20 protein-coding genes are annotated in these 20334 nt (G+C 66.3%); 16 read left to right on the forward strand and 4 right to left on the reverse strand.

The features are described 5' to 3' along the window. Positions 1-58 precede the first annotated feature (58 nt). Positions 59-2776, reverse strand: coding sequence for a type I DNA topoisomerase (gene topA / locus AC0J5K_RS02755; protein WP_074834290.1), 2718 nt, complete (start codon positions 2774-2776; stop codon positions 59-61). Between the two features lie 138 nt (positions 2777-2914). On the opposite strand from topA, the gene AC0J5K_RS02760 reads away from it, so the two are divergent. Then, positions 2915-3367 (forward strand): hypothetical protein, encoded by a 453-nt coding sequence (locus AC0J5K_RS02760; RefSeq protein ID WP_274565697.1) that lies wholly within the window; start codon positions 2915-2917, stop codon positions 3365-3367. Between the two features lie 113 nt (positions 3368-3480). Here the strand turns inward: AC0J5K_RS02760 and dprA are convergent, their stop codons facing one another. Both dprA and tldD read right to left on the reverse strand, forming a co-directional pair. Continuing rightward, positions 3481-4626: a DNA-processing protein DprA gene (gene dprA, locus AC0J5K_RS02765; RefSeq protein WP_274565696.1), complete on the reverse strand. Its 1146-nt coding sequence runs from the start codon at positions 4624-4626 to the stop codon at positions 3481-3483. 170 nt (positions 4627-4796) lie between these two features. Next, positions 4797-6218, reverse strand: a complete 1422-nt coding sequence (tldD, locus tag AC0J5K_RS02770; protein ID WP_274565695.1) for a metalloprotease TldD — start codon at positions 6216-6218, stop codon at positions 4797-4799. Positions 6219-6415: 197 nt separating this feature from the next. Between tldD and coxB the strand changes: the two genes are divergently transcribed. From coxB to AC0J5K_RS02845, 15 genes are all read left to right on the forward strand, one after another. Continuing rightward, on the forward strand, positions 6416-7279 hold the full coding sequence (gene coxB, locus AC0J5K_RS02775) for a cytochrome c oxidase subunit II (protein WP_048533666.1): 864 nt from the start codon (positions 6416-6418) through the stop codon (positions 7277-7279). A 76-nt stretch (positions 7280-7355) separates the two neighbouring features. After that, the gene (gene cyoE / locus AC0J5K_RS02780) at positions 7356-8309 is read left to right on the forward strand and encodes a heme o synthase (protein WP_074834293.1); all 954 of its coding nucleotides are present in this window, start codon (positions 7356-7358) and stop codon (positions 8307-8309) included. Continuing rightward, the gene (locus AC0J5K_RS02785) at positions 8306-8470 is read left to right on the forward strand and encodes a cytochrome c oxidase assembly protein (protein WP_048529747.1); all 165 of its coding nucleotides are present in this window, start codon (positions 8306-8308) and stop codon (positions 8468-8470) included. Before cyoE ends, AC0J5K_RS02785 begins: the two co-directional genes overlap by 4 nt. After that, positions 8470-9045: a cytochrome c oxidase assembly protein gene (locus tag AC0J5K_RS02790; RefSeq protein WP_048529749.1), complete on the forward strand. Its 576-nt coding sequence runs from the start codon at positions 8470-8472 to the stop codon at positions 9043-9045. Before AC0J5K_RS02785 ends, AC0J5K_RS02790 begins: the two co-directional genes overlap by 1 nt. A 27-nt stretch (positions 9046-9072) precedes the next feature. Continuing rightward, positions 9073-9879: a cytochrome c oxidase subunit 3 gene (locus AC0J5K_RS02795; RefSeq protein WP_048529751.1), complete on the forward strand. Its 807-nt coding sequence runs from the start codon at positions 9073-9075 to the stop codon at positions 9877-9879. Between the two features lie 198 nt (positions 9880-10077). Next, entirely contained in the window at positions 10078-10755 is a 678-nt protein-coding gene (locus AC0J5K_RS02800) for an SURF1 family protein (protein WP_274565694.1), read from the forward strand. Between the two features lie 3 nt (positions 10756-10758). After that, on the forward strand, positions 10759-12147 hold the full coding sequence (gene thrC, locus AC0J5K_RS02805) for a threonine synthase (protein WP_274565693.1): 1389 nt from the start codon (positions 10759-10761) through the stop codon (positions 12145-12147). Continuing rightward, a complete protein-coding gene (locus AC0J5K_RS02810; RefSeq protein WP_274565692.1) occupies positions 12144-13406 on the forward strand; it encodes a M16 family metallopeptidase in 1263 nt (420 codons plus the stop codon). Before thrC ends, AC0J5K_RS02810 begins: the two co-directional genes overlap by 4 nt. Beyond that, positions 13406-13993, forward strand: a complete 588-nt coding sequence (locus AC0J5K_RS02815) for a GNAT family N-acetyltransferase (RefSeq protein WP_048529758.1) — start codon at positions 13406-13408, stop codon at positions 13991-13993. The genes AC0J5K_RS02810 and AC0J5K_RS02815 overlap by 1 nt, the downstream gene beginning before the upstream one ends. A gap of 101 nt (positions 13994-14094) precedes the next feature. Next, complete coding sequence (locus AC0J5K_RS02820) at positions 14095-14922, forward strand: MBL fold metallo-hydrolase (RefSeq protein ID WP_074834298.1); 828 nt, start codon at positions 14095-14097, stop codon at positions 14920-14922. A gap of 44 nt (positions 14923-14966) precedes the next feature. After that, positions 14967-16385 (forward strand): FAD-binding oxidoreductase, encoded by a 1419-nt coding sequence (locus tag AC0J5K_RS02825; protein WP_074834300.1) that lies wholly within the window; start codon positions 14967-14969, stop codon positions 16383-16385. Between the two features lie 40 nt (positions 16386-16425). Then, positions 16426-16947, forward strand: coding sequence for a peptide deformylase (gene def / locus AC0J5K_RS02830; protein ID WP_048529763.1), 522 nt, complete (start codon positions 16426-16428; stop codon positions 16945-16947). A 104-nt stretch (positions 16948-17051) separates the two neighbouring features. Continuing rightward, complete coding sequence (gene def / locus AC0J5K_RS02835) at positions 17052-17543, forward strand: peptide deformylase (protein ID WP_274565691.1); 492 nt, start codon at positions 17052-17054, stop codon at positions 17541-17543. Further along, the gene (gene fmt, locus AC0J5K_RS02840) at positions 17540-18454 is read left to right on the forward strand and encodes a methionyl-tRNA formyltransferase (RefSeq protein WP_274565690.1); all 915 of its coding nucleotides are present in this window, start codon (positions 17540-17542) and stop codon (positions 18452-18454) included. Before def (AC0J5K_RS02835) ends, fmt begins: the two co-directional genes overlap by 4 nt. Next, on the forward strand, positions 18454-18690 hold the full coding sequence (locus tag AC0J5K_RS02845) for a hypothetical protein (protein WP_048529770.1): 237 nt from the start codon (positions 18454-18456) through the stop codon (positions 18688-18690). Before fmt ends, AC0J5K_RS02845 begins: the two co-directional genes overlap by 1 nt. A gap of 71 nt (positions 18691-18761) precedes the next feature. Here AC0J5K_RS02845 and pdxR read toward each other — a convergent pair whose 3' ends face one another. Further along, complete coding sequence (gene pdxR / locus AC0J5K_RS02850; RefSeq protein ID WP_048529772.1) at positions 18762-20228, reverse strand: MocR-like pyridoxine biosynthesis transcription factor PdxR; 1467 nt, start codon at positions 20226-20228, stop codon at positions 18762-18764. Positions 20229-20334: the final 106 nt, after the last annotated feature.

Genomic DNA, 20334 nt, shown 5'->3' on the forward strand with positions numbered 1-20334 from the left:
GGACTTGTTCCGGGGCCTCCGGCCGCTCTGCGCCGTTCTGGGCCTGCGTAAGCGGGCGTTATTCTTCCTTGGCGGCGGCCTTTTTCGGCGCGGCTTTCTTGGCGGGCGCCTTTTTTGCCGCGGGCTTCTTGGCGGCTTTCTTCGCCGGGGCCTTCTTCTTGCTCTTGCCGGCCTTTTCCTCGATCAGCTTGACCGCCATCTCCATGGTCACGTCCTTGGGCTCGGTGTCCTTGGGCAGGGTCGCATTGACCTTTTCCCATTTCACATACGGCCCGTAACGCCCCTCCATCACGTTGACCGGACCGCCGTCGGGGTGATCGCCCAGCTCTTTCAGCGGCTTGACGGCGGTGCGCCCGCGGCCGCGACCGGGGTTGGCGCGCTTGTGCTCGAGCAGTTCCACGGCGTGGTTCATGCCGATCTCGAAGACCTCGATCGGGTCTTTCAGATTGACGTAGACCGGTTTTTCCTCGTCCGGCTTCTGATGCATGACATAGGGCCCGAAACGGCCGAAGTTCGACTTGATCATGCCACCTTCGGAATGTTCGCCGATCTCGCGCGGCAGGCTGAGCAGGGTCACGGCCTTCTCCAGCGTCAGGTCATCGGGCCCCCAGCCGGGCACATATTGGCCTTTCTGCTTGGGCAGCGAGGCGCGCGGCGGCTTCTTGTTCTCGGGCGTCGGTTCGCCGCGCTGTACATAGGGGCCGAAGCGACCGGCTTTCAGCCAGATCTCGTCGCCCTGATCCTCGCCCAGCAGCTTTTCCTCGCCATCCGCGCCTTCGCCGGCAATCGGCCGTGTGTAGGTGCATTCGGGATAATTGCCGCAGCCGACAAATCCGCCGGTCTGCGAGGTCTTGAGGTGCAACTGACCGGTGCCGCATTTCGGACAGATCCGCGGATCGGTGCCATCCTCGCGCGGCGGGTAGAGCTGATCGGAAAGCGCCTCGTCGAGCACGTCGAGCACCTGGGCGATGCGCAGATCGGAGGTTTCGGCAATCGCGGCCGAGAAATCCTGCCAGAAGCGCTTGAGCAGTTCCTTGTAGTCGCCTTCGCCGGCCGAAACCTTGTCGAGATCCTCCTCGAGGTCGGCGGTGAATTCATACCCCACGTATTTGCGGAAGAAATTCAGCAAGAAGATGGTGACGATCCGGCCCTTGTCCTCGGGGATCAGCCGGTTCTTCTCCTTGAGCACATAGCCGCGCTCCTGGATCGTGGTGACGATGCTGGCATAGGTCGAGGGCCGGCCGATGCCGAGCTCTTCCATCTTTTTCACCAGCGTGGCCTCGGTATAACGCGGCGGCGGCTGGGTGTGGTGCTGCAAGGCCAGAACGGCGGTGTTTTCGCTGAGCAGCGCCTTGCCGTTGCGCTGGATGCCCGAGGTCTCGACCACCGCGGGGGCGCTGTCGCCGGCCTTGGTGTAGTCGCCCTCCAGCCCGGATTTGGCGAACTTTGCCGGTTCGCCCTCCATGATCTGCGGCAGGATACGGTCGTCATCGCTCTCGGCCACGTCGTCGCGGCCTTCCTCGTAGACCTTGAGAAAGCCTTCGAAGGCGATGCGCTGGCCATTGGCGCGCAGCCCGACCTGGCCGTCCTGGCTGGCGATTTCCACCACCGTGCGCTCGAGCCGGGCGCTTTCCATCTGGCAGGCCATGGTCCGCTTCCAGATCAGGTCATAGAGCCTGGCCTGGTCGCTCTCGCGCAGTTTCAGCGCCTCCATGTCCTTGGTCATGTCCGTGGGGCGGATGCATTCGTGGGCTTCCTGGGCGTTCTTGGCCTTGTTCTTGTAGATCCGCGCCTTGTCGGGCACGAACTCGGCGCCGTAGCGATCCTTGATCGCCGCGCGGGTGGCGTCGACCGCCTCGGGCGCCATGTCGATGCCATCGGTCCGCATATAGGTGATATGGCCGGCCTCGTAGAGCCGCTGCGCCGCGTTCATCGCCTGCCGCGCGCCCATGCCGAACTTGCGGCTGGCCTCCTGTTGCAGGGTCGAGGTCATGAAGGGCGGCGAGGGGTTGCGGGTGGCCGGCTTGGCCTCGACCGATTTCACGAAGAGATCACGCGAGGTGACAGCCTGCACCGCGAGCTCGGCGGCGGTCTCGTTTTCTAGGTCGTATTTGTCGAGCTTCTTGCCGGCATGCACCGTCAGCCGGGCCTCGTAGTCCTGGCCGCGCGGCGTGGTGAGCAGCGCCTTGACCGACCAGTATTCGCGCGGCCGGAACGCCTCGATCTCCATCTCGCGCTCGACGATCAGTCGCAGGCAGACCGATTGCACCCGGCCGGCGCTGCGCGCGCCGGGCAACTTGCGCCAGAGCACGGGGCTGAGATTGAAGCCCACCAGGTAATCCAGCGCCCGGCGGGCGAGGTAGGCCTCGACCAGCGGCGCATCGACCTGGCGGGGATTCTGCATCGCCTCGGTGACGGCGGTCTTGGTGATCGCGTTGAACACCACGCGGCTGACCGGCGTGTCCTTCTTGATCGCCCGGCGCTTGCGCAGCGCCTCTTCCAGATGCCAGGAAATCGCCTCGCCCTCGCGGTCGGGGTCGGTGGCGAGGATCAGCGCATTGTCGTCCTTGAGCGCGTCGGCGATCGCCTTGACGTGCTTGCGGCTGTCGGCGCCGATCTCCCATTTCATCTCGAAATCCGCCTCGGGATCGACCGATCCGTTCTTGGCGGGCAGGTCACGCACATGGCCATAAGACGCCAGAACGGTGTAATCCGAGCCGAGATATTTGTTGATTGTCTTGGCCTTGGCCGGAGATTCGACAACAACAACTGGCATGAAATTTCCTTTCGACTCAAACCGCCTGCTCTGGCGGCGGAACATGTGGGCGGAGTGGTACAAAAGTCAATGCAGGCAAATCAGAGTTGTGAAACGCCCGCGCCTGCCGCTAGTCTGCGGCATCCGGGGAGAGAGGTCATGCCGCGCCATCTGACATGTTGCGCCGTTCTGGTTCTGGGTTGCGGCCTCGGGGCCGGGGCGGCCCCGGCCCAGGAATGGTCCGAGCCGGCCCGCGGCAGCGCCACCCGCAGCGCCCTGATGGACGCGCTGCGGCCGCATGCCGAATGGGAGCTGGGCGCGCCGGTGGAATTCGTCGTCGGCGAGCTGCGCGTGGCGGGGGATCTGGCCTTTGCCGCGTTGGCCGCTCAGCGCGCCGGCGGCGCGGCGATCGATCTGCGGGACACGCCGGGCTTTCTGCGCGGCACGCTCGACCCGGGGATGATGGATGGCACCAACATTCAGGCGCTCTATCGCAAGAGTGGCGCGACCTGGGTGGCGGTGCATCACGCCATCGGCGCCACGGATGTCTGGTTCGCCTGGGATCCGCTCTGCGAGGAATACCGGCCGGTGATTTCGGATTATTGTTTCTGACGGGCCGGGCCCGGGGATTTGCGTGCCCGGCCGGGGGCGGCACCGCCGGCCTTATTGCGCGGCTGGCCGGGAGGCCCCGGATCAGGTCCGGGGCGGGGGGCAGCGCTTGCGTCTCAGGAGGCCAGCGAGATCAGGCCGCCGGGATGCCGCTTGATCCGCCCGCTGAGCTCCAGATCGGTCAATTGTGCCGCCACTTCGCGCGAGCGGCCGTCGAGGTCGCGGATCAGCTGATCCTCGGCCAGCGGCGAGGGGCCGAGCCGCGCCAGGATCTCGCCATGCAGCGCCGCGGTGTCGCGCAGGCTGCGTTTCTGCGGCGCGGCCTCGGGCACCAGCGGCAGCTCCGGTTGCGGCGCGGCGGCGGCGCAGATCGGGCCCAGCGCCTCGATCACGTCGCCGGCGTTGCGCACCAGGCGGGCGCCATCGCGGATCAGCAGATTGCAGCCGCTGGCGCGCGCGTCGAACGGATGGCCGGGCACCGCCAGCACGTCGCGGCCCTGGTCGAGCGCATTGCGCGCGGTGATCAGGCTGCCGGATTTCGCCGCCGCCTCGACGATCACCACGCCACGCGACAGGCCCGAAATGATCCGGTTGCGCTGGGGAAAGTGGCGGGCCTGCGGCGCCAGCCCCGGCCGCTGTTCCGAGAGCACCAGCCCGCGGGCCAGGATATCCTCGGCCAGCTTGGTGTTTTCCAACGGGTAGATCACGTCGACGCCGCCGCCAAAGACCGCAATGGTTCCACTGTCGAGCGCGGCGAGATGGGCGGCGGTATCGACGCCGCGGGCCAGGCCCGAGACCACGACAAATCCGGCCTCTCCCAGCTCGGCCGCCAGCGCCCGGGCCATCCGCGTGCCCAGCGACGAGGCATTGCGTGCGCCGACCAGGGCGATCAGCGGTTTGTCCAGAAGGTCGATCCGGCCGCGGGCCCAGAGAAACGGTGGCGCATCGGCCAGTTGCGCCAGCGCGGCGGGGTATTCCGCCTCGCCCCGGCAGATCAGCCGGGCGCCAACGGCCTTGCCGCGCCGGTATTCACCTTCGGCATCGGCTGTCGAACAGGGGGTGTATCTGTCGATCCCGGCGGCCCGCGCCACATCGGGCAGCGCGGCAAGCGCGGCTTCGGCCGTGCCATGTTCGGCCATCAGCCGGTAAAAGGTCGAGACACCGACACGATGAGAGCGCAAGAGGCGGAGCCAGCCCAGCCGGTCATCTTCCGAGGTGGGTGGGAGTAGGGGGTGAGAGGAAGAAGAAACTGTGTCGGCCATCCTGATCCCGCCTGCTTGCAGAATCATGTCTACAATGTGGCTGGTTAACGGACGGTAAACCGTAATCGCTTGACCGGGAGGGGAGGCCTCTTCGTCCCGGCGCCCCGGATCGGAGGTCTGCGGCCCGCCGGCAACATGCCGGCAGGCCGCCCCGTGTCACGTTGGCCGGCTCAGGCGGCCGCGCCGCCGACGGTCAGCCCGCCGATGCGCACCGTCGGCTGGCCGACGCCCACCGGCACCCATTGCCCGGCCTTGCCGCAATTGCCCATGCCGGGATCGAGCGCCATGTCGTTGCCCAGCGCCTGAATGCGCATCAGTGCCGAAGGCCCGTCGCCGATCAGCGTCGCGCCCTTGACCGGCGCGCCGACCTTGCCGTTCCTCACCCGGTAGGCCTCGGTGCACGAAAACACGAACTTGCCGTTGGTGATGTCCACCTGGCCGCCGCCGAAGCCCACCGCCCAGATGCCATCCTCCAGGCCCGCCACGATCTCTGACGGATCGGTGTCGCCGCCCAACATGTAGGTGTTGGTCATCCGCGGCATGGGAATGTGCTGAAAGCTCTCGCGCCGGCCGTTGCCGGTGGGCTCGACCCCCATCAAACGCGCGTTCTGACGGTCCTGCATGAAACCGGTCAGGATGCCGTCCTCGATCAGCACGTTGCGCCCCGAGGGCGTGCCCTCGTCATCGACCGAGAGCGAGCCGCGCCGGTCGGGCAGGGTGCCGTCATCCAGAACGGTCACGCCTTTCGCCGCGACCTGCCGGCCCATCAGCCCGGCAAAGGCCGAGCTGCCCTTGCGGTTGAAATCCCCCTCCAGCCCGTGGCCGATGGCCTCATGCAGGAGAATACCGGGCCAGCCGGGGCCAAGCACGATGTCCATTACGCCGGCCGGCGCCGGCTCGGCGTCGAGGTTGACCAGCGCGATGCGCAGCGCCTCGCGCGCCTTGGCCTGCCAGTCCGCGGGATCGAGCAGCCCGTCAAGGCCCAGCCGGCCGCCACCGCCGGCCACGCCGCTTTCGCGCCGGCCGTTCTGTTCGACGATCACCGAGACATTGACCCGCGTCATCGGCCGCACGTCGGTGACATGCAGCCCGTCAGGGCGCAGGATCTCGACCTCCTGATGCGAGGCCATGATCGTGGCCGAGACCTGCACCACCCGCGGATCGAGATCGCGCGCGAACGCATCGATCTCGCGCAGCGTCTCGATCTTGACCGGAAACTCCGCCCCGGCGATCGGGTCGGCATCGGTGTAGAGCCTGCGATTGGTGGGCTTGGGGCCGGGCGCCATGACGCCGCCGCCATCGCCCACCGCCAGCCGCGCGGTCTCGACCGCGCGTTTCAGCGCCGGTTCGGAGATCTCGGTGGCATGGGCATAGCCCGCCACCTCGTCCTTGACGGCGCGCAGGCCGAAGCCTTCCGAGGCATCGTAACTGGCTGTTTTCACGCGGCCATCGTCGAAATGCAGCACCTCGGAGCGGCGCCGCTCCAGAAACAGTTCGCCATCCTCGGCGCCGTCCGTGGCCGCGCGCACAAGCGCCAGCGCCCGGTCCGGGTCGAGCGATGTCTGAAAGGGGCGAAACGCGGTCTCTGCCATGGGATATGCCTCGGGAAGTTTGATCCAAATCAAAAAAGCGGCCCTTTGACGCGGGCGTGGTGCTTTATCTCGTATCAAGAATATGATTTTAAACGCCTGCGTTACAATGGGCGGCGCGGCAATGGATTCGTATGCGCGAATTTCCCGCGCCCGCCCCCCGAACAGACGAACAGCATGAACCGACCAGGGTGTATATGATGCAACTTAAATCTCTGCTCACCGGCCTTGCGGCCTCGCTCGCTGCGGCGCCTGCCCTTGCGCAGGATCTCGAGATCGTGGGCAAGCCGGTCCCGAACGGGGTCGGCTTTCAGCCCGCGGCCACCGAACTGGCGCGCGATCTGCAATGGCTCGACGGCATGCTGCTGGTGGTCATCACCATCATTTGCATCTTCGTCGCCGGCCTGATGGTGTATTGCTTTGCGCGCTTCAACCGCAAGGCCAACCCGACGCCCAAGGCCTTTACCCACAACACCCCGATCGAGGTCGCCTGGACTGTGGGGCCGATCGCCATCCTGGTGCTGATCGGCTCGTTCTCGCTGCCGGTGCTGTTCAAGCAGCAGGAAATTCCCGAAGGCGACATCGTGATCAAGGCCACCGGCTATCAGTGGTACTGGGGGTATGAATATGTCGATCCCGGCGTCGAGGGTGTCGAGCCCAGCGTCATTGCGTTCGACAGCTTCATGCTGGGCCGCGAAGGTCTGGCGGATGCCGGCTATTCCGACGATCTCTACCTGCTGGCCACCGACACCGCCGTTGTCGTGCCGGTCGGCAAGACCGTGGTGATGCAGGTCACCGGCGCCGACGTGATCCACTCCTGGACGATCCCGGCCTTTGGCGTGAAGCAGGACGGCGTGCCCGGGCGGATCGCCGAGCTGTGGTTCGAGGCCGAGCGCGAAGGCGTCTACTTCGGCCAGTGCTCCGAACTCTGCGGCAAGGACCACGCCTACATGCCGATCACCGTCAAGGTGGTGAGCGAAGAGGCCTACGAAGAATGGCTCGCCGGCGCGGTCGAGGAATATGCCGGCCTGCCGCTGCCCTACGATCTGGCTTCGGCCAAGTAAGTGACCGGGCCGGGCAGCCGCCCGGCCTACCCATCCGCCGTAGGCCGGGCGTCCGCCCGGCGCCCCGGAGACCAAGATGACCGACGCCAGCCTTCATAGTGCCAGCCGCGACAGCGAAGCCCAGTTCGGGGATTATTTCGCCCTGCTGAAACCGCGGGTGATGACGCTTGTCGTGTTCACCGCCTTTGTCGGCCTGCTGGCCGCGCCGGTTCCGGTGCATCCCTTCATCGCCTTCTGCGCGGTGCTGTTCATTGCGGTCGGCGGCGGGGCCTCCGGCGCGCTCAACATGTGGTGGGACGCCGATATCGACGCGGTGATGAAACGCACCGCCGGCCGGCCGATTCCCGCCGGCAAGGTCGCGCCCGAAGAGGCGCTGGCGCTCGGCATTGGCCTGTCCGGTTTCGCCGTGCTGCTGCTCGGGCTGGCGACAAACTGGGTGGCGGCGGGGCTGCTGGCCTTCACCATATTCTTCTACGTGGTGATCTATACCATGTGGCTCAAGCGCTGGACGCCGCAGAACATCGTCATCGGCGGCGCCGCCGGCGCCTTTCCCCCGATGATCGGCTGGGCCGCGGCAACTGGCGGCATCGCGGTCGAATCGGTGCTGATGTTCTGCCTGACCTTCATGTGGACACCGCCGCATTTCTGGGCGCTGGCGCTGTTCATGCGCGGCGACTATGACAACGCCGGCGTGCCGATGCTGACCGTGACCCACGGCCGCAAGGCGACACGGGCGCATATCCTCGTCTACACCCTGCTGCTGGCGGCGCTGGCCGTGGCCATCGCCTTTACCGGGGCGGGCGGGCCGGTCTACCTCGTGGTTGCGGTGGTGCTCAACGCGCTGTTCATCAAGGGCGCGCTCCGCATCTGGCGCCGCACCGAAGAGGATGCCGAGGCCGACAATTTCGCCGCCGAGCGCGGTTTCTTCAAGCTGTCGCTGCTCTATCTCTTTGCCCATTTCGGTGCGATCCTCGTCGAGGCCGGGCTGGACCGGGCCGGCGTGGCGCTGTCGCTTGGAGGCCTGCTGTGAACTTTCCCCCCGAACATGAGCTGCACCAGCGCCGCAAGGGCCGCAACCTTGGCGTCGGCCTGGTGCTGGCGGCGCTGATCGTGATCGTCTTTGGACTGACCTACGTCAAGGTCACCAGCCAGGGCTTCCGCGACTCCGCGACCAGTGAAGGAGCTGAATGATGGCATTGAGCGGACCTGCGAAAACCGTGGCCCAGACTGTATCGGTGGTTGTGCTGATGGGCGGGCTGGCCTGGGCCTCGGTGCCGTTTTACGACTGGTTCTGCCGGGTGACCGGCTTTGGCGGCGTGACCAATGTCTCCGAGACCGGCAGCGACGTGATCCTCGACAAGACCATCAAGATCCGCTTCGACGCCTCGCTCGAGCGTGAGATGTCGTGGGAGTTCAAGGCGCTGCAACCCGAGATGACAATCCGTCTCGGCGAGACCGGCCTGGCCTTCTACGAGGCCTACAACCCCACCGACCGGCCGATCGCCGGGCAGGCGAGCTACAATGTGGCGCCGTATGACGCCGGGGCCTTTTTCACCAAGATCGAATGTTTCTGCTTCACCGAACAGGTGCTGATGCCGGGCGAGCGGGTCGAGATGCCGGTGACCTTCTACGTCGATCCCGAGATTGTCGAAGACCGCGATGCGAAGTACACCAAGCATATCACGCTGTCCTATACCTTCTACGAAATCGACATGCCCGAGACTGCCGCGCTTGACGCGGCGACGGAAACAACACAAACGAACTGAGCCTTTTGCACGAGGGAAGACACGACAATGGCCCATGTAAAAAACCACGATTATCACATTCTGAACCCCTCGATCTGGCCGCTGCTCGGGTCGGTCTCGGGCTTCGTGATGCTGTTCGGCGCGGTGCTCTGGTTCCACGACAATGGTCCGTGGATGTTCCTGATCGGCTTTGTCGGCGTGCTGTATGTCATGTTCGGCTGGTGGTCCGAGGTGATCGCCGAGAGCCGGGTCGGAGACCACACGCCGGTGGTGCGGATCGGCCTGAAATACGGCTTCATCCTGTTCATCATGTCGGAAGTGATGTTCTTTGCCGCCTGGTTCTGGAGCTTCTTCAAGCATGCGCTCTATCCGATGGACCCGGGCGGCATGAGCCCGGCCGTCGATGGCGTCTGGCCGCCGGTGGGCATCGAGACCTTCGATCCCTTCCACCTGCCGCTGATCAACACGCTGATCCTGCTCTGCTCGGGCGCCGCTGCCACCTGGGCGCACCACGCGCTGGTGCACGAGAACAATCGCGAAGACATGAAATGGGGTCTGATCATCGCCATCGTCCTGGGTGTGATCTTCACCATCTTCCAGGCCTATGAATACAGCCACGCGGCCTTCGGCTTCTCCGGCAATATCTACGGCGCCAACTTCTTCATGGCGACCGGCTTCCACGGCGCGCATGTGATCATCGGCACGATCTTCCTCTTCGTCTGCCTGCTCAGGCTGCTGAAGGGGCATTTCACCCCCGAAAAGCACATCGGCTTCGAGGCCGCCGCCTGGTACTGGCACTTCGTCGATGTGGTCTGGCTCTTCCTCTTTGCCGCAGTCTACATCTGGGGCGGCTGAGCCGAGCCGGAATTGAATGTCTAGACGCCCGCCGCATCGGCGGGCGTTTTCCTTTCCAGGGGCTGGCCGTGACACACCCGGCCCAGAACAGGGTGAGGCCAGCGCCGGCCCGGCTCGCCGTCCGCCTTTGCGGTTGCATAACCTGCCGGAACCATGGAAAACACGGGGCGCGCCATTTCCGTGCGACACCGGGACGTCATGACACGCATTCTCTTTGCCCTGATCATCGGAGTGGCCGGCACCGCGCTGCTGGTCTGGCTGGGCACGTGGCAACTCCAGCGCCTCGCCTGGAAAGAAGACATCCTCGCCGCGATCGATGCCCGCATCGCCGCCGATCCGATCCGGCTGCCCGAGGTGCCCGACATTGCCGCCGATACCTATGCCCCGGTCGCCCTCAGCGGGCAGATCGGCAGCACCGAGCTTTTTGTGCTGGTCTCGCAAAAACACAAGGGCGCCGGCTACCGCGTCATCGCCCCGTTCCTGACCAACACCGGCCGCCACATCCTGATTGATCGCGGCTTTATCCCGGTTGCCGCCCGCGACGCCGCCCGGCGCACCGGCCCGACCGAGATCACCGGCAATATCCACTGGCCCGACGACCGCACCTCCGCGACCCCCGAGAACGACCGGCAAGGCAACATCTGGTATGCCCGCGACGTCGGCGACATGGCCAAGGCCCTGAAGACCGAGCCGCTGCTTGTCATCCTGCGCAGCGAGACGCCCCCGGCGCCGGGGATCGCGCCGTTGCCGGTCGACAGCTCGGCCATCCCGAACGATCACCTGCAATATGCCGTCACATGGTTCTCCCTCGCCGCGATCTGGCTCGGGATGACCGGCTATTACATCTTCCGCGCACGCCAGACCAAGGACGCTTGAGCGATGAAATACATCTCGACCAGGGGCCGCGCCCCGGAACTTTCCTTCGAAGAGGCAATGCTCAGCGGCCTCGCCCGTGACGGCGGCCTCTATGTGCCGGCCGAAATTCCGCAGATGTCACGCGCCGATATCGCGGCGCTGGCCGGTCTCAGCTACGAGGAAACCGCCTTTCGCGTGATGCGCCCCTTTGTCGGCGACAGCTTCACCGACGAAAGCTTCGGCGATATCATCGCCCGCGCCTATGCCGGATTTGGCCATGGCGCCCGCGCGCCGCTGGTGCAGCTGGCGCCCAACCACTTCCTGCTCGAGCTGTTCCACGGGCCGACGCTGGCGTTCAAGGATTTCGCCATGCAGCTGATCGGCCAGCTGTTCGAGGATGCGCTGAAACGCCGGGGCGAGCGGGTCACCATCGTCGGCGCCACCAGCGGTGACACCGGCTCGGCCGCGATCGAGGCCTTTCGCGGGCTCGATGCCGTCGATGTCTTCATCCTGTTCCCGCATGGTCGGGTTTCCGAGGTGCAGCGCCGGCAGATGACCACGCCCGCCGAGGCCAATGTCCACGCCCTCGCGGTGGATGGCAACTTCGACGATTGCCAGGCCCGGCTGAAGGACATGTTCAACCATTTCGACTTCCGCGACGAGGTCCGCCTCGCCGGGGTCAATTCGATCAACTGGGCGCGGGTGCTGGCGCAGGTGGTCTATTACTTCTCGTCCGCCGTCTCGCTTGGTGCGCCGGACCGCAAGGTCAGCTTCACCGTGCCCACCGGCAACTTCGGCGACATCTTTGCCGGCAACATCGCCAAGCGCATGGGGCTGCCGATCGACCGGCTGGTGATCGCGACCAACCAGAACGACATCCTGCACCGCTGCCTGTCGTCGGGCGATTACCGCAAGGGCGAGGTCCATGCCTCGATCTCGCCCTCGATGGATATCGAGGTCAGCTCGAATTTCGAACGTGCGCTGTTCGACGCCTATGACCGCGACGGCAATGCCATCGGCCAGTTGATGGACGAGCTGGGGCAGGGCGGTTTCAACGTCAGCCAGGGCGCGCTGCAACGCCTGCGCGAGCATTTTGACAGCGGCCGCGCCAGCGAAGCGGAAACCCTGGCCACCATCGCGGAGGCGCGCAAGACCATGGGCGAACTGCTCTGCCCGCATTCCGCCGTCGGCGTGAAGGTGGCCGAAGAGCACCGCGATCCGGCCACTCCGATGATCACCCTGGCCACGGCCCATCCGGCGAAATTCCCCGATGCGGTGGAAAAAGCATCGGGCCAGCGGCCGGGGCTTCCCCAACGCATGGCAGATCTGTATGAGCGTGCGGAACGGGTGACCCGAGTGCCAAACGACCTCGCCGCCCTCGAAACCCACATCCGGGAGAAGATCGCCTCTTGACGGTAGAATTGCACACGCTCGCCAACGGTTTCCGCATCGTCACCGAACATATGCCGGGGCTTGAATCGGCCTCGGTCGGCATCTGGGTCGGCGCCGGCGGCCGCGCCGAACGCGAAGACCAGAACGGTATCGCGCATTTCCTCGAGCATATGGCCTTCAAGGGCACCGAGACCCGGTCGGCGTTGCAGATCGCCGAGGCGATCGAGGACGTCGGCGGCTATATCAACGCCTATACCTCGCGTGAGGTGACCGCCTATTACGCCCGCGTGCTGAAAAACGACGTGCCGCTGGCGGTGGACGTGGTGGCCGACATCCTGCTCAACCCGGTGTTCGATCCGCGCGAAATCGAGGTCGAGCGCGGGGTGATCCTGCAAGAGATCGGCCAGGCCAACGATACGCCCGACGACGTGATCTTCGATTGGCTGCAAGAGGCCTCGTATCCCGATCAGGCGCTGGGCCGCACCATTCTCGGCCCGCCCGAGCGGGTTCAGGCATTCACCCGCGAAGACCTCGCGCGTTTTGTCACCGAGCATTACGGCCCCGATCAGATGATCCTCTCGGCGGCCGGCGCCGTCGATCACGCGGCGCTGGTGAAACAGGCCGAGGCGCTCTTTGGCCACCTCGCCCGGCGCCACGCCGAGCTCGACAGCCCGGCCCGCTTTGGCGGCGGCGAAAGCCGGACGGTGAAATCGCTGGAGCAGGCGCATTTCGCCCTGGCGCTGGAAAGCCCCGGCTACCGCGACGAAAGCATCTATACCGCGCAGATCCATTCCGTCGCGCTTGGCGGCGGCATGTCCTCACGGCTGTTTCAGGAGATCCGCGAGAACCGTGGCCTCTGCTACACGATCTTTGCCCAGGCCGGCGCCTATGCCGATACCGGCATGATGACGATCTATGCTGGCACCTCGGCCGAGCAGTTGCCCGATCTGGTCGGGCTCACCATCGACGAGCTGAAACGCGCCGCCGATGACATGACCGAGGCCGAGGTCGCCCGCGCCCGCGCGCAGATGAAGGCCGGCTTGCTGATGGGGCTGGAAAGCCCGTCGAGCCGGGCCGAACGGCTGGCCCGCATGGTGCAGATCTGGGGCCGGGTGCCGCCGCTCACCGAAACCATCGCGCGGATCGATGCGGTCACCGTTCAGGGCGTGCGCGACTTCGGCGGGCACCTTGCCGCCAGCGCGCCGGTGGCCATGGCGCTTTACGGCCCGGTCGAGGCCGCCCCGGATCTCGCGGGGCTGAACGCGCGGCGCGCCGCCTGATGCTTCTGGCCCGACGCAGGATACGGCTCGAGACCGACCGTCTCACCCTGCGCGCGCCCCTGCATTCGGACTACCGCGACTGGTCGTCCCTGCGCGACAGCTCGCGCGGGTTTCTCACTCGGTGGGAGCCGACCTGGTCGAACGACCACCTGAGCCGCAAGAGCTTTACCAACCGGGTCTACTGGTCGCAGCGCGCCATCACCAATGGCACCGCCATGCCGCTGTTCCTGGTGCGCCGCGAGGATCAGGCGCTCTTGGGCGCGATCACCCTCGACAACATCCGCCGGGGCCCGGCCCAGGCCGGCACGCTCGGCTATTGGGTCGGCGCGCCGCATGCCCGCCAGGGCTACATGCGCGAGGCCATCCTCGCGCTGGTGCATCACGCCTTTACCAAGATGGACCTGAGCCGCATCGAGGCCGCCTGCCTGCCGGAAAACCACGCCTCGCGCGGGCTCCTGGAAAGCGCCGGCTTCAAATATGAAGGCGTGGCCCAGAGCTATCTGCAAATCAACGGCCGCTGGCGTACCCATGTGCTCTATGCCGCGCTGCGCATCGACCGCCGGGGCAAAACCGACGCCGGTCTTTGAGGCACGAGGGGCGTCTGCCCGGGCAAATGGGGCCCGGCGCCATCAACAGCCCGTGACCGATCGGCGAATCACGCTATCCTCGCGCCAGAGAGGTATGCCCCATGTTCCGATTTCTTTTGACGTTTCTGGTCTTCGCCACCGCCGCCACCGTCACTTCGGCCCAGCAGGACCGCCGGCCCTCGCATTGCATCGCCATCGCCGATGCCGCACCGGGGATCAGCTTTGTCCACAAGGCCGCCTGGACCGATCCGCTGCCCGATTACACGGTCGGCATTCAGTACATTCAGCATGCCTCCTTTTTGATCCGCACCCGCGGCGGGCTCAATGCCGTGACCGATTTCACCGGCTTCATCGGCACCACCACGATGATCCCCGATGTGGTCACCATGAACCACGCCCATTCCTCGCATTTCACCCGCGCGCCCGATCCGGCGATCCCGCATGCCCTGCGCGGGTGGGGCGAGCCGTTCGGCAGCGGCATCGAACATTATCTCGATCTCGGCGAAATGGTGGTGCGCAATGTCTCGACCGACATCCGCTCGGGCGCCGGCATCGAGCCGAAGGGCAATTCGATCTTCGTCTTCGAGGTCGAAGGGCTCTGCATCGGCCATCTCGGCCACCTGCACCATGAACCCGACGACCTGCAATATGCCGCGCTGGGCCGGCTGGATGTGGTGATGGCGCCGGTCGACGGCGGCATGACCCTCGCGCTGCCGGTGATGATCCGCGTCCTCAAACGGCTGAAATCCTCGATCGTCCTGCCGATGCACTGGTTCTCCGATTACGGCGTCGAACGCTTTGTCGCCGGCATGGCCGACGAATTCGACATCCAGCGGCCCGGCACTTCGGAAATCGAGGTCAGCCTCGCCACCCTGCCGGATCGCCCCACCGTGGTGATCCTGCGCCCCTCCTGGCTGCGCGACGAATAGCCATTGCCGCGCCGACGCGCTAGAACGCGGCCAAGGAGACCCCGATGACCGATCTATTGCCGGCCGATGCCGGATTCGCCGACCGTCTTGCGGCCGCGCTGCCCGAGGGCACGCTCCGCCCCGCCGAGCCGCGCTATCTCGAGGAACCGCGCGGCCGCTGGCAGGGGCAGGCGGGCCTCGTGGCGCTGCCGCGCACGGCCGCGCAGGTGGCGCAGATCGTTGCCGCCTGCCATGCCGCCCGCGTCGGCGTGCTGCCGTATGGCGGCGGCACCGGGCTGGTGGGCGGGCAAATCCAGCCCGAAGGTCCGCCGGCGCTGATCCTCTCGCTCGAACGGATGACCGCCATCCGCGCGCTGTATCCCGAGGAAAACGTGCTGGTGGCCGAGGCCGGCGCCATCCTCGCCGATATCCAGACCGCCGCAGCCGAGGCCGGCCGGCTGTTCCCTCTGTCGCTCGCCTCCGAAGGCAGCGCCCGGATCGGCGGCTGCCTGTCGACCAATGCCGGCGGCGTCAACGTGCTGCGCTATGGCAATGCCCGCGCGCTCTGTCTCGGGCTCGAGGCCGTGCTGCCCGACGGCAGCCTGTGGAACGGGCTGCGGCGGCTGCACAAGGACAACACCGGCTATGATCTCAAGCACCTGCTAATGGGCGCCGAGGGCACGCTGGGCGTGATCACCGCCGCCAGCCTCAAGCTCTCGCCGCGCCCCGCCGCCACCGGCACCGCGATGATCGTCGTCGAAAGCCCGGCCGCCGCCCTGCGCCTGCTGGCCCTGGCCCGCGACATCGCCGGCGAAGGCGTTTCGGCCTTCGAACTGATCCACCGCACCGGGCTCGATTTCCTCGCCGAGATGCTGCCGCAGGTGCGCCAGCCCTTTGCCGAACGGCCCGAATGGACGGTGCTGATCGAGCTTGGCCTGAGCGCCGGACAGGCGCCTGAAGCTGCGCTCGAGACGATCTTTGCCGAAGCGCTGGAGCAGGGGCTGGCCAGCGATGGCGTCATCGCCCAGAGCGAGGGCCAGCGCGCCGGGCTCTGGGCGGTGCGCGAGGAGATCCCCACCGCCAACCGGATGATCGGTGCCATTGCCTCGCATGACATCGCCCTGCCGCTGAGCCTGGTGCCCGACTTCATCGCCAGGGCGCCGGAGGCGCTGGCGGAATTTGCCGATATTCGCGTCAACTGCTTTGGTCACCTGGGCGACGGCAACCTGCATTACAACGTCTTTCCGGCCCCGGGCCGCAGCAAATCCGACTATGCGGCGCAGCGTGACGCCATCAGCCGGGCGGTGCATGATCTCTGCGTCGAGATGGGCGGCTCGTTCAGCGCCGAACACGGGCTTGGCCGGCTCAAGGTGGCGGATCTCGAACGCTATGGCGATCCGGCCAAGCTGGCGACGATGCGCGCGATCAAGGCGGCGCTCGATCCCCACGGCATCATGAACCCGGGCGCGGTGCTGCGCGGCTGAGACCGTTGCGCTTTTGCCGAAGCTGCACTAGATCACCGGCATGAAACGGCCCATTCTCATCCACCCCGACCCGCGGCTCAAGAAGCTCTGCACGCCTGTCGCCGATCTCTCGGACGATCTGCGCGCGCTGGCCGACGACATGCTCGAAACCATGTATGCCGCGCCCGGCATCGGCCTCGCCGCGCCGCAGGTGGGCGTGATGGACCGGCTGATCGTGATGGATTGCGAAAAGGACGAGACCCAGCCGCCGAAACCGATGGTGATGTTCAACCCCGAGATCATCGATACCTCCGAAGACCTCAATGTCTATGAGGAAGGCTGCCTGTCGATCCCCGACCAATACGCCGAGGTCACCCGCCCGGCCGAGGTCCGCGTGCGCTGGCTCGACCGCGACGGCAAGGTGCAGGAACAGGACATGGACGGGCTCTGGGCGACCTGTGTGCAGCACGAGATCGACCACCTCGACGGCAAGCTCTTTATCGACTACCTCAAACCGCTCAAGCGCCAGATGATCACTCGCAAGATGGTCAAGCTCAAGCGCGAGATGGCGCGGACGGGGTGAGACCGTCGGGCCGGGTCGGGATACGCCGATCCATTGACGGATCGGCGGAGATTTGTTGACAAATCGCCTTGCCCGGCGCCCAACGCTGGCTTACCCCGGCGTGCATGACCCGCAAAGTGATCCCCTGGCCCGACAAGCGCCTGCGCAGCCCCGCCGAACCGGTGAGTGACCTCACCGAGGCTCACCGCATCCTCTGGGAGCAGATGATCGAGGTGATGGAGGCGATGCCCGGCGTCGGCCTCGCCGCGCCGCAGCTGGGCGAGATGGTTCGGCTGGCGGTGGTCGATGCATCGGAGACGCGCGGCCAGGTGGTGCGCATGGCCAACCCCGAGGTGCTGCATGCCTCGGTGCAGCTGCGCGAACACGAGGAGGCCAGCCCCAACCTTCCCGGCGTCTCGGCCAAGGTCAAACGCCCGCGCGCGGTGACCGTGCGCTTCCTGAACGAACATGGCGAGATCGAAGAACGTGATTTCGTCAGCCTCTGGGCGACCTCGGTGCAGCACCAGATCGATCACCTCAATGGTCGGATGTATTTCGACCAGCTGAGCAAGGTCAAACGCGACATGCTGATCCGCAAGGCGAGGAAACTGGCATGAGAGTGGTTTTCATGGGCACGCCGGATTTCTCGGTGCCGGTGCTCGACGCGCTGGTCGCCGCCGGCCACGAGATCGCCGCCGTCTACTGCCAGCCGCCACGCCCGGCCGGCCGTGGCAAGAAGGACCGGCCGACGCCGGTCCATGCCCGCGCCGTGGCGCTGGGCCTCGCGGTGCGCCATCCGGTGTCGCTGAAGGGCGCGGAGGAACAGGCGGAGTTTGCCGCTTTGAACGCCGATGTCGCGGTGGTGGTGGCCTATGGGCTGATCCTGCCGCAAGCGGTGCTCGATGCGCCGCGCCGGGGCTGCCTGAATATCCACGCCTCGCTCTTGCCGCGCTGGCGCGGGGCGGCGCCGATCCACCGCGCGATCATGGCCGGCGACGCCGAGACCGGAGTCTGCATCATGCAGATGGAGGCGGGGCTCGACACCGGCCCGGTGCTGCTGCGCGAGGCCACCGACATCACCCCGCAGGACACCACCGCACGGCTGCACGACCGGCTGAGCGCCATGGGCGCGCGACTGATCGTGCAGGCGCTGGACCGGCTCGACACCCTGACGCCGGAGCCGCAGCCCGACGCCGGCGTGACCTATGCCGGCAAGATCGACAAAGCCGAGGCCGCCATCGACTGGACCCGCCCGGCGCAAGAGATCGACCGCCAGATCCGCGGCCTTTCGCCCTTTCCCGGCGCCTGGACCACGGTGGGAGACACCCGCATCAAGCTTCTGATGTCGGAGCTGACGGGGGGGCAGGGCGCCCCCGGCACGCTGCTCGACGACGACATCACCGTCGCCTGCGGAACCGGCGCGCTGCGGCTGCATACCCTGCAACGGGCGGGCAAGGCGGCGCAGGACGCCGAAACCTTTCTGCGCGGCATGGCACTGCCGCGCGGGACCGTCCTGGGGGAAAGCTGATGTTTCCGGTTCTGATCGGCACCGTGGTGATTGCAGGGATCGTGGGCTATGTTTCTGAAAAGTCGGGGTTTACCCACAACGGCTATCTTCAGAGCATCATCATCTGCGTCGGTGGCGCCTTTCTGTTCTATTTCGTCCGTATCATGTTCGGCCTGGGCTTTGCCTCGCCCGGGCTCAACGCCATCGCTTCGTCGATCGGCGCGCTGATCATCGTGCCGACGCATTGGCGCCGCTAGAATCTTACCGGGCGTTCAGGGAAAATTAACTTATTATTCATACACTTATCCGCGGATAAGCTTGGGGCGGATCAGCTCAGCGCCGTGACCGCCTTTGCCACCAGTGCGATGCCTTCGGCAATCCGCGCCACCGGGATCGAGGAATAGCCCAGCCGGTAAAAATTGCGTGGCACCGAGGGGCCGGCAAAGAAATTGTGCCCCGGCTCGATCAGCACCGATTGTTCCTGCAAACGCTCGAACAGGCGGATGGTGTCCATCCGCTCGGGCGCGCGCAGCCAGAAGGACGAGCCGCCGACCCCCGGCAGCCCGGCCACCTCCAGCCCCTGGGCGGTGATCGCCGCCTCCATCGCCTCGCGCCGCTGGTGCAGGGCGCGGGCCTGGCGCCGCATCAACGCGTCGTAATGACCCAGCGCCAGGAAATGCGCGGTGGTGCGCTGCACATGGCCCGGCGGATGGCGCAACACGCTGGCGCGCAGGCTGCGGACCTCGCGGATAAAGGTCTCGTCGCCCACCAGATAGCCCAGCCGCAGGCCGGGAAAGAGCGATTTCGAAAACGAGCCGACGTAGATCACCCGGCCGTCGCGGTCGAGCGATTTCAGCGCCGGTTGCGGGGCCGTCGGATAGGCCATCTCGAATTCGTAGTCGTCCTCGACGATCAGCGCATCAAGCGCCCGGGCCCTTTCGAGCAGCGCCCGCCGCCGGGCCATCGGCATGGTGGCCGAGGTCGGCGCCTGATGGCTGGGGGTGACAAAGATCACGTCGGTCTCTTCGGGCAGCGCCGCGGGCGGCAGCCCGTCGGCATCGACCTCGACCGGCGCCAGCCGGCAGCGTGCCTGAAGCAACATGTCGCGCAGCGCCGGATAGCCGGGGTTTTCCATCGCCGCCACCCGGTCGCGGGTCAGCAGTACCTGGGTCGCCAGCCAGAGCGCGTTCTGCGCGCCCAGGGTGACGAGGATCTCCTGCGGCCGGGCCTGGATGCCGCGCCGGGGCAGGGTGTGGCGGGCGATGAAGGCGATCAGTTCGGGATCGTCCTGATCGTAATAATCCGAGGTCAGCGCATGGAAATCCGCCCCGCCAAGCGCGCGCAGGGCGCAGAGCCGCCAGTTGGCGTGATCGAACAGCCCCGGATCGGCCTGCCCGTAGACAAAGGGATATTTGTAGTGGTTCCAGTCGAGCGGCTTGGTCACCTCGGAGGTCTGGGCAAAGCGCTGGCCCAGCGCACGCGCCCAATCGACCCGATCGGCGCTGGGCGCGGGACCGGCAAAGGCGGGCGGCGGTGTGGGGGCGTTTTCCGAGACGAAATAGCCCGACCGGCCGCGCGCCGCGAGGTAGTCATTGGCGACCAGCTCGGTATAGGCCAGCGTCACGGTGATCCGGCTGACCCCAAGGTGCTGGGCCAGCTTGCGGGTCGAGGGCAGCTTTTCGCCGTGTCTGATCCGGCCCGACAGGATGCCCTGGGCGATCATCTGCTGGATGCGCACCTGAAGCGTGCCCTGGGCATGCGGATCGAGAAAGAAGGCTTCGACTGGGACGGCCATGTCCCAGGGTAGACTGGCTTTATGGTGGGTGCAATCTGGACTGATGACGACCTGCGACCTTGGGGTTTGACAAGGCGGGCTTGGCCCGCAGTTTTTTGGGGAGGGG

The sequence above is a fragment of the Marinovum sp. E3 genome (assembly GCF_055755275.1).

Excerpts from the sequence above, each read along its gene's own strand:
- fmt (WP_274565690.1), top strand. The coding sequence starts at position 17,540 with ATGAGAGTGGTTTTCATGGGCACGCCGGATTTCTCGGTGCCGGTGCTC.
- pdxR (WP_048529772.1), bottom strand. The coding sequence starts at position 20,228 with ATGGCCGTCCCAGTCGAAGCCTTCTTTCTCGATCCGCATGCCCAGGGC.
- AC0J5K_RS02790 (WP_048529749.1), top strand. The coding sequence starts at position 8,470 with ATGGCATTGAGCGGACCTGCGAAAACCGTGGCCCAGACTGTATCGGTG.
- tldD (WP_274565695.1), bottom strand. The coding sequence starts at position 6,218 with ATGGCAGAGACCGCGTTTCGCCCCTTTCAGACATCGCTCGACCCGGAC.
- dprA (WP_274565696.1), bottom strand. The coding sequence starts at position 4,626 with ATGGCCGACACAGTTTCTTCTTCCTCTCACCCCCTACTCCCACCCACC.
- AC0J5K_RS02760 (WP_274565697.1), top strand. The coding sequence starts at position 2,915 with ATGCCGCGCCATCTGACATGTTGCGCCGTTCTGGTTCTGGGTTGCGGC.
- coxB (WP_048533666.1), top strand. The coding sequence starts at position 6,416 with ATGCAACTTAAATCTCTGCTCACCGGCCTTGCGGCCTCGCTCGCTGCG.
- def (WP_048529763.1), top strand. The coding sequence starts at position 16,426 with ATGAAACGGCCCATTCTCATCCACCCCGACCCGCGGCTCAAGAAGCTC.
- AC0J5K_RS02845 (WP_048529770.1), top strand. The coding sequence starts at position 18,454 with ATGTTTCCGGTTCTGATCGGCACCGTGGTGATTGCAGGGATCGTGGGC.
- AC0J5K_RS02800 (WP_274565694.1), top strand. The coding sequence starts at position 10,078 with ATGACACGCATTCTCTTTGCCCTGATCATCGGAGTGGCCGGCACCGCG.
- cyoE (WP_074834293.1), top strand. The coding sequence starts at position 7,356 with ATGACCGACGCCAGCCTTCATAGTGCCAGCCGCGACAGCGAAGCCCAG.
- def (WP_274565691.1), top strand. The coding sequence starts at position 17,052 with ATGACCCGCAAAGTGATCCCCTGGCCCGACAAGCGCCTGCGCAGCCCC.
- AC0J5K_RS02795 (WP_048529751.1), top strand. The coding sequence starts at position 9,073 with ATGGCCCATGTAAAAAACCACGATTATCACATTCTGAACCCCTCGATC.
- thrC (WP_274565693.1), top strand. The coding sequence starts at position 10,759 with ATGAAATACATCTCGACCAGGGGCCGCGCCCCGGAACTTTCCTTCGAA.
- AC0J5K_RS02825 (WP_074834300.1), top strand. The coding sequence starts at position 14,967 with ATGACCGATCTATTGCCGGCCGATGCCGGATTCGCCGACCGTCTTGCG.
- AC0J5K_RS02815 (WP_048529758.1), top strand. The coding sequence starts at position 13,406 with ATGCTTCTGGCCCGACGCAGGATACGGCTCGAGACCGACCGTCTCACC.
- AC0J5K_RS02820 (WP_074834298.1), top strand. The coding sequence starts at position 14,095 with ATGTTCCGATTTCTTTTGACGTTTCTGGTCTTCGCCACCGCCGCCACC.
- topA (WP_074834290.1), bottom strand. The coding sequence starts at position 2,776 with ATGCCAGTTGTTGTTGTCGAATCTCCGGCCAAGGCCAAGACAATCAAC.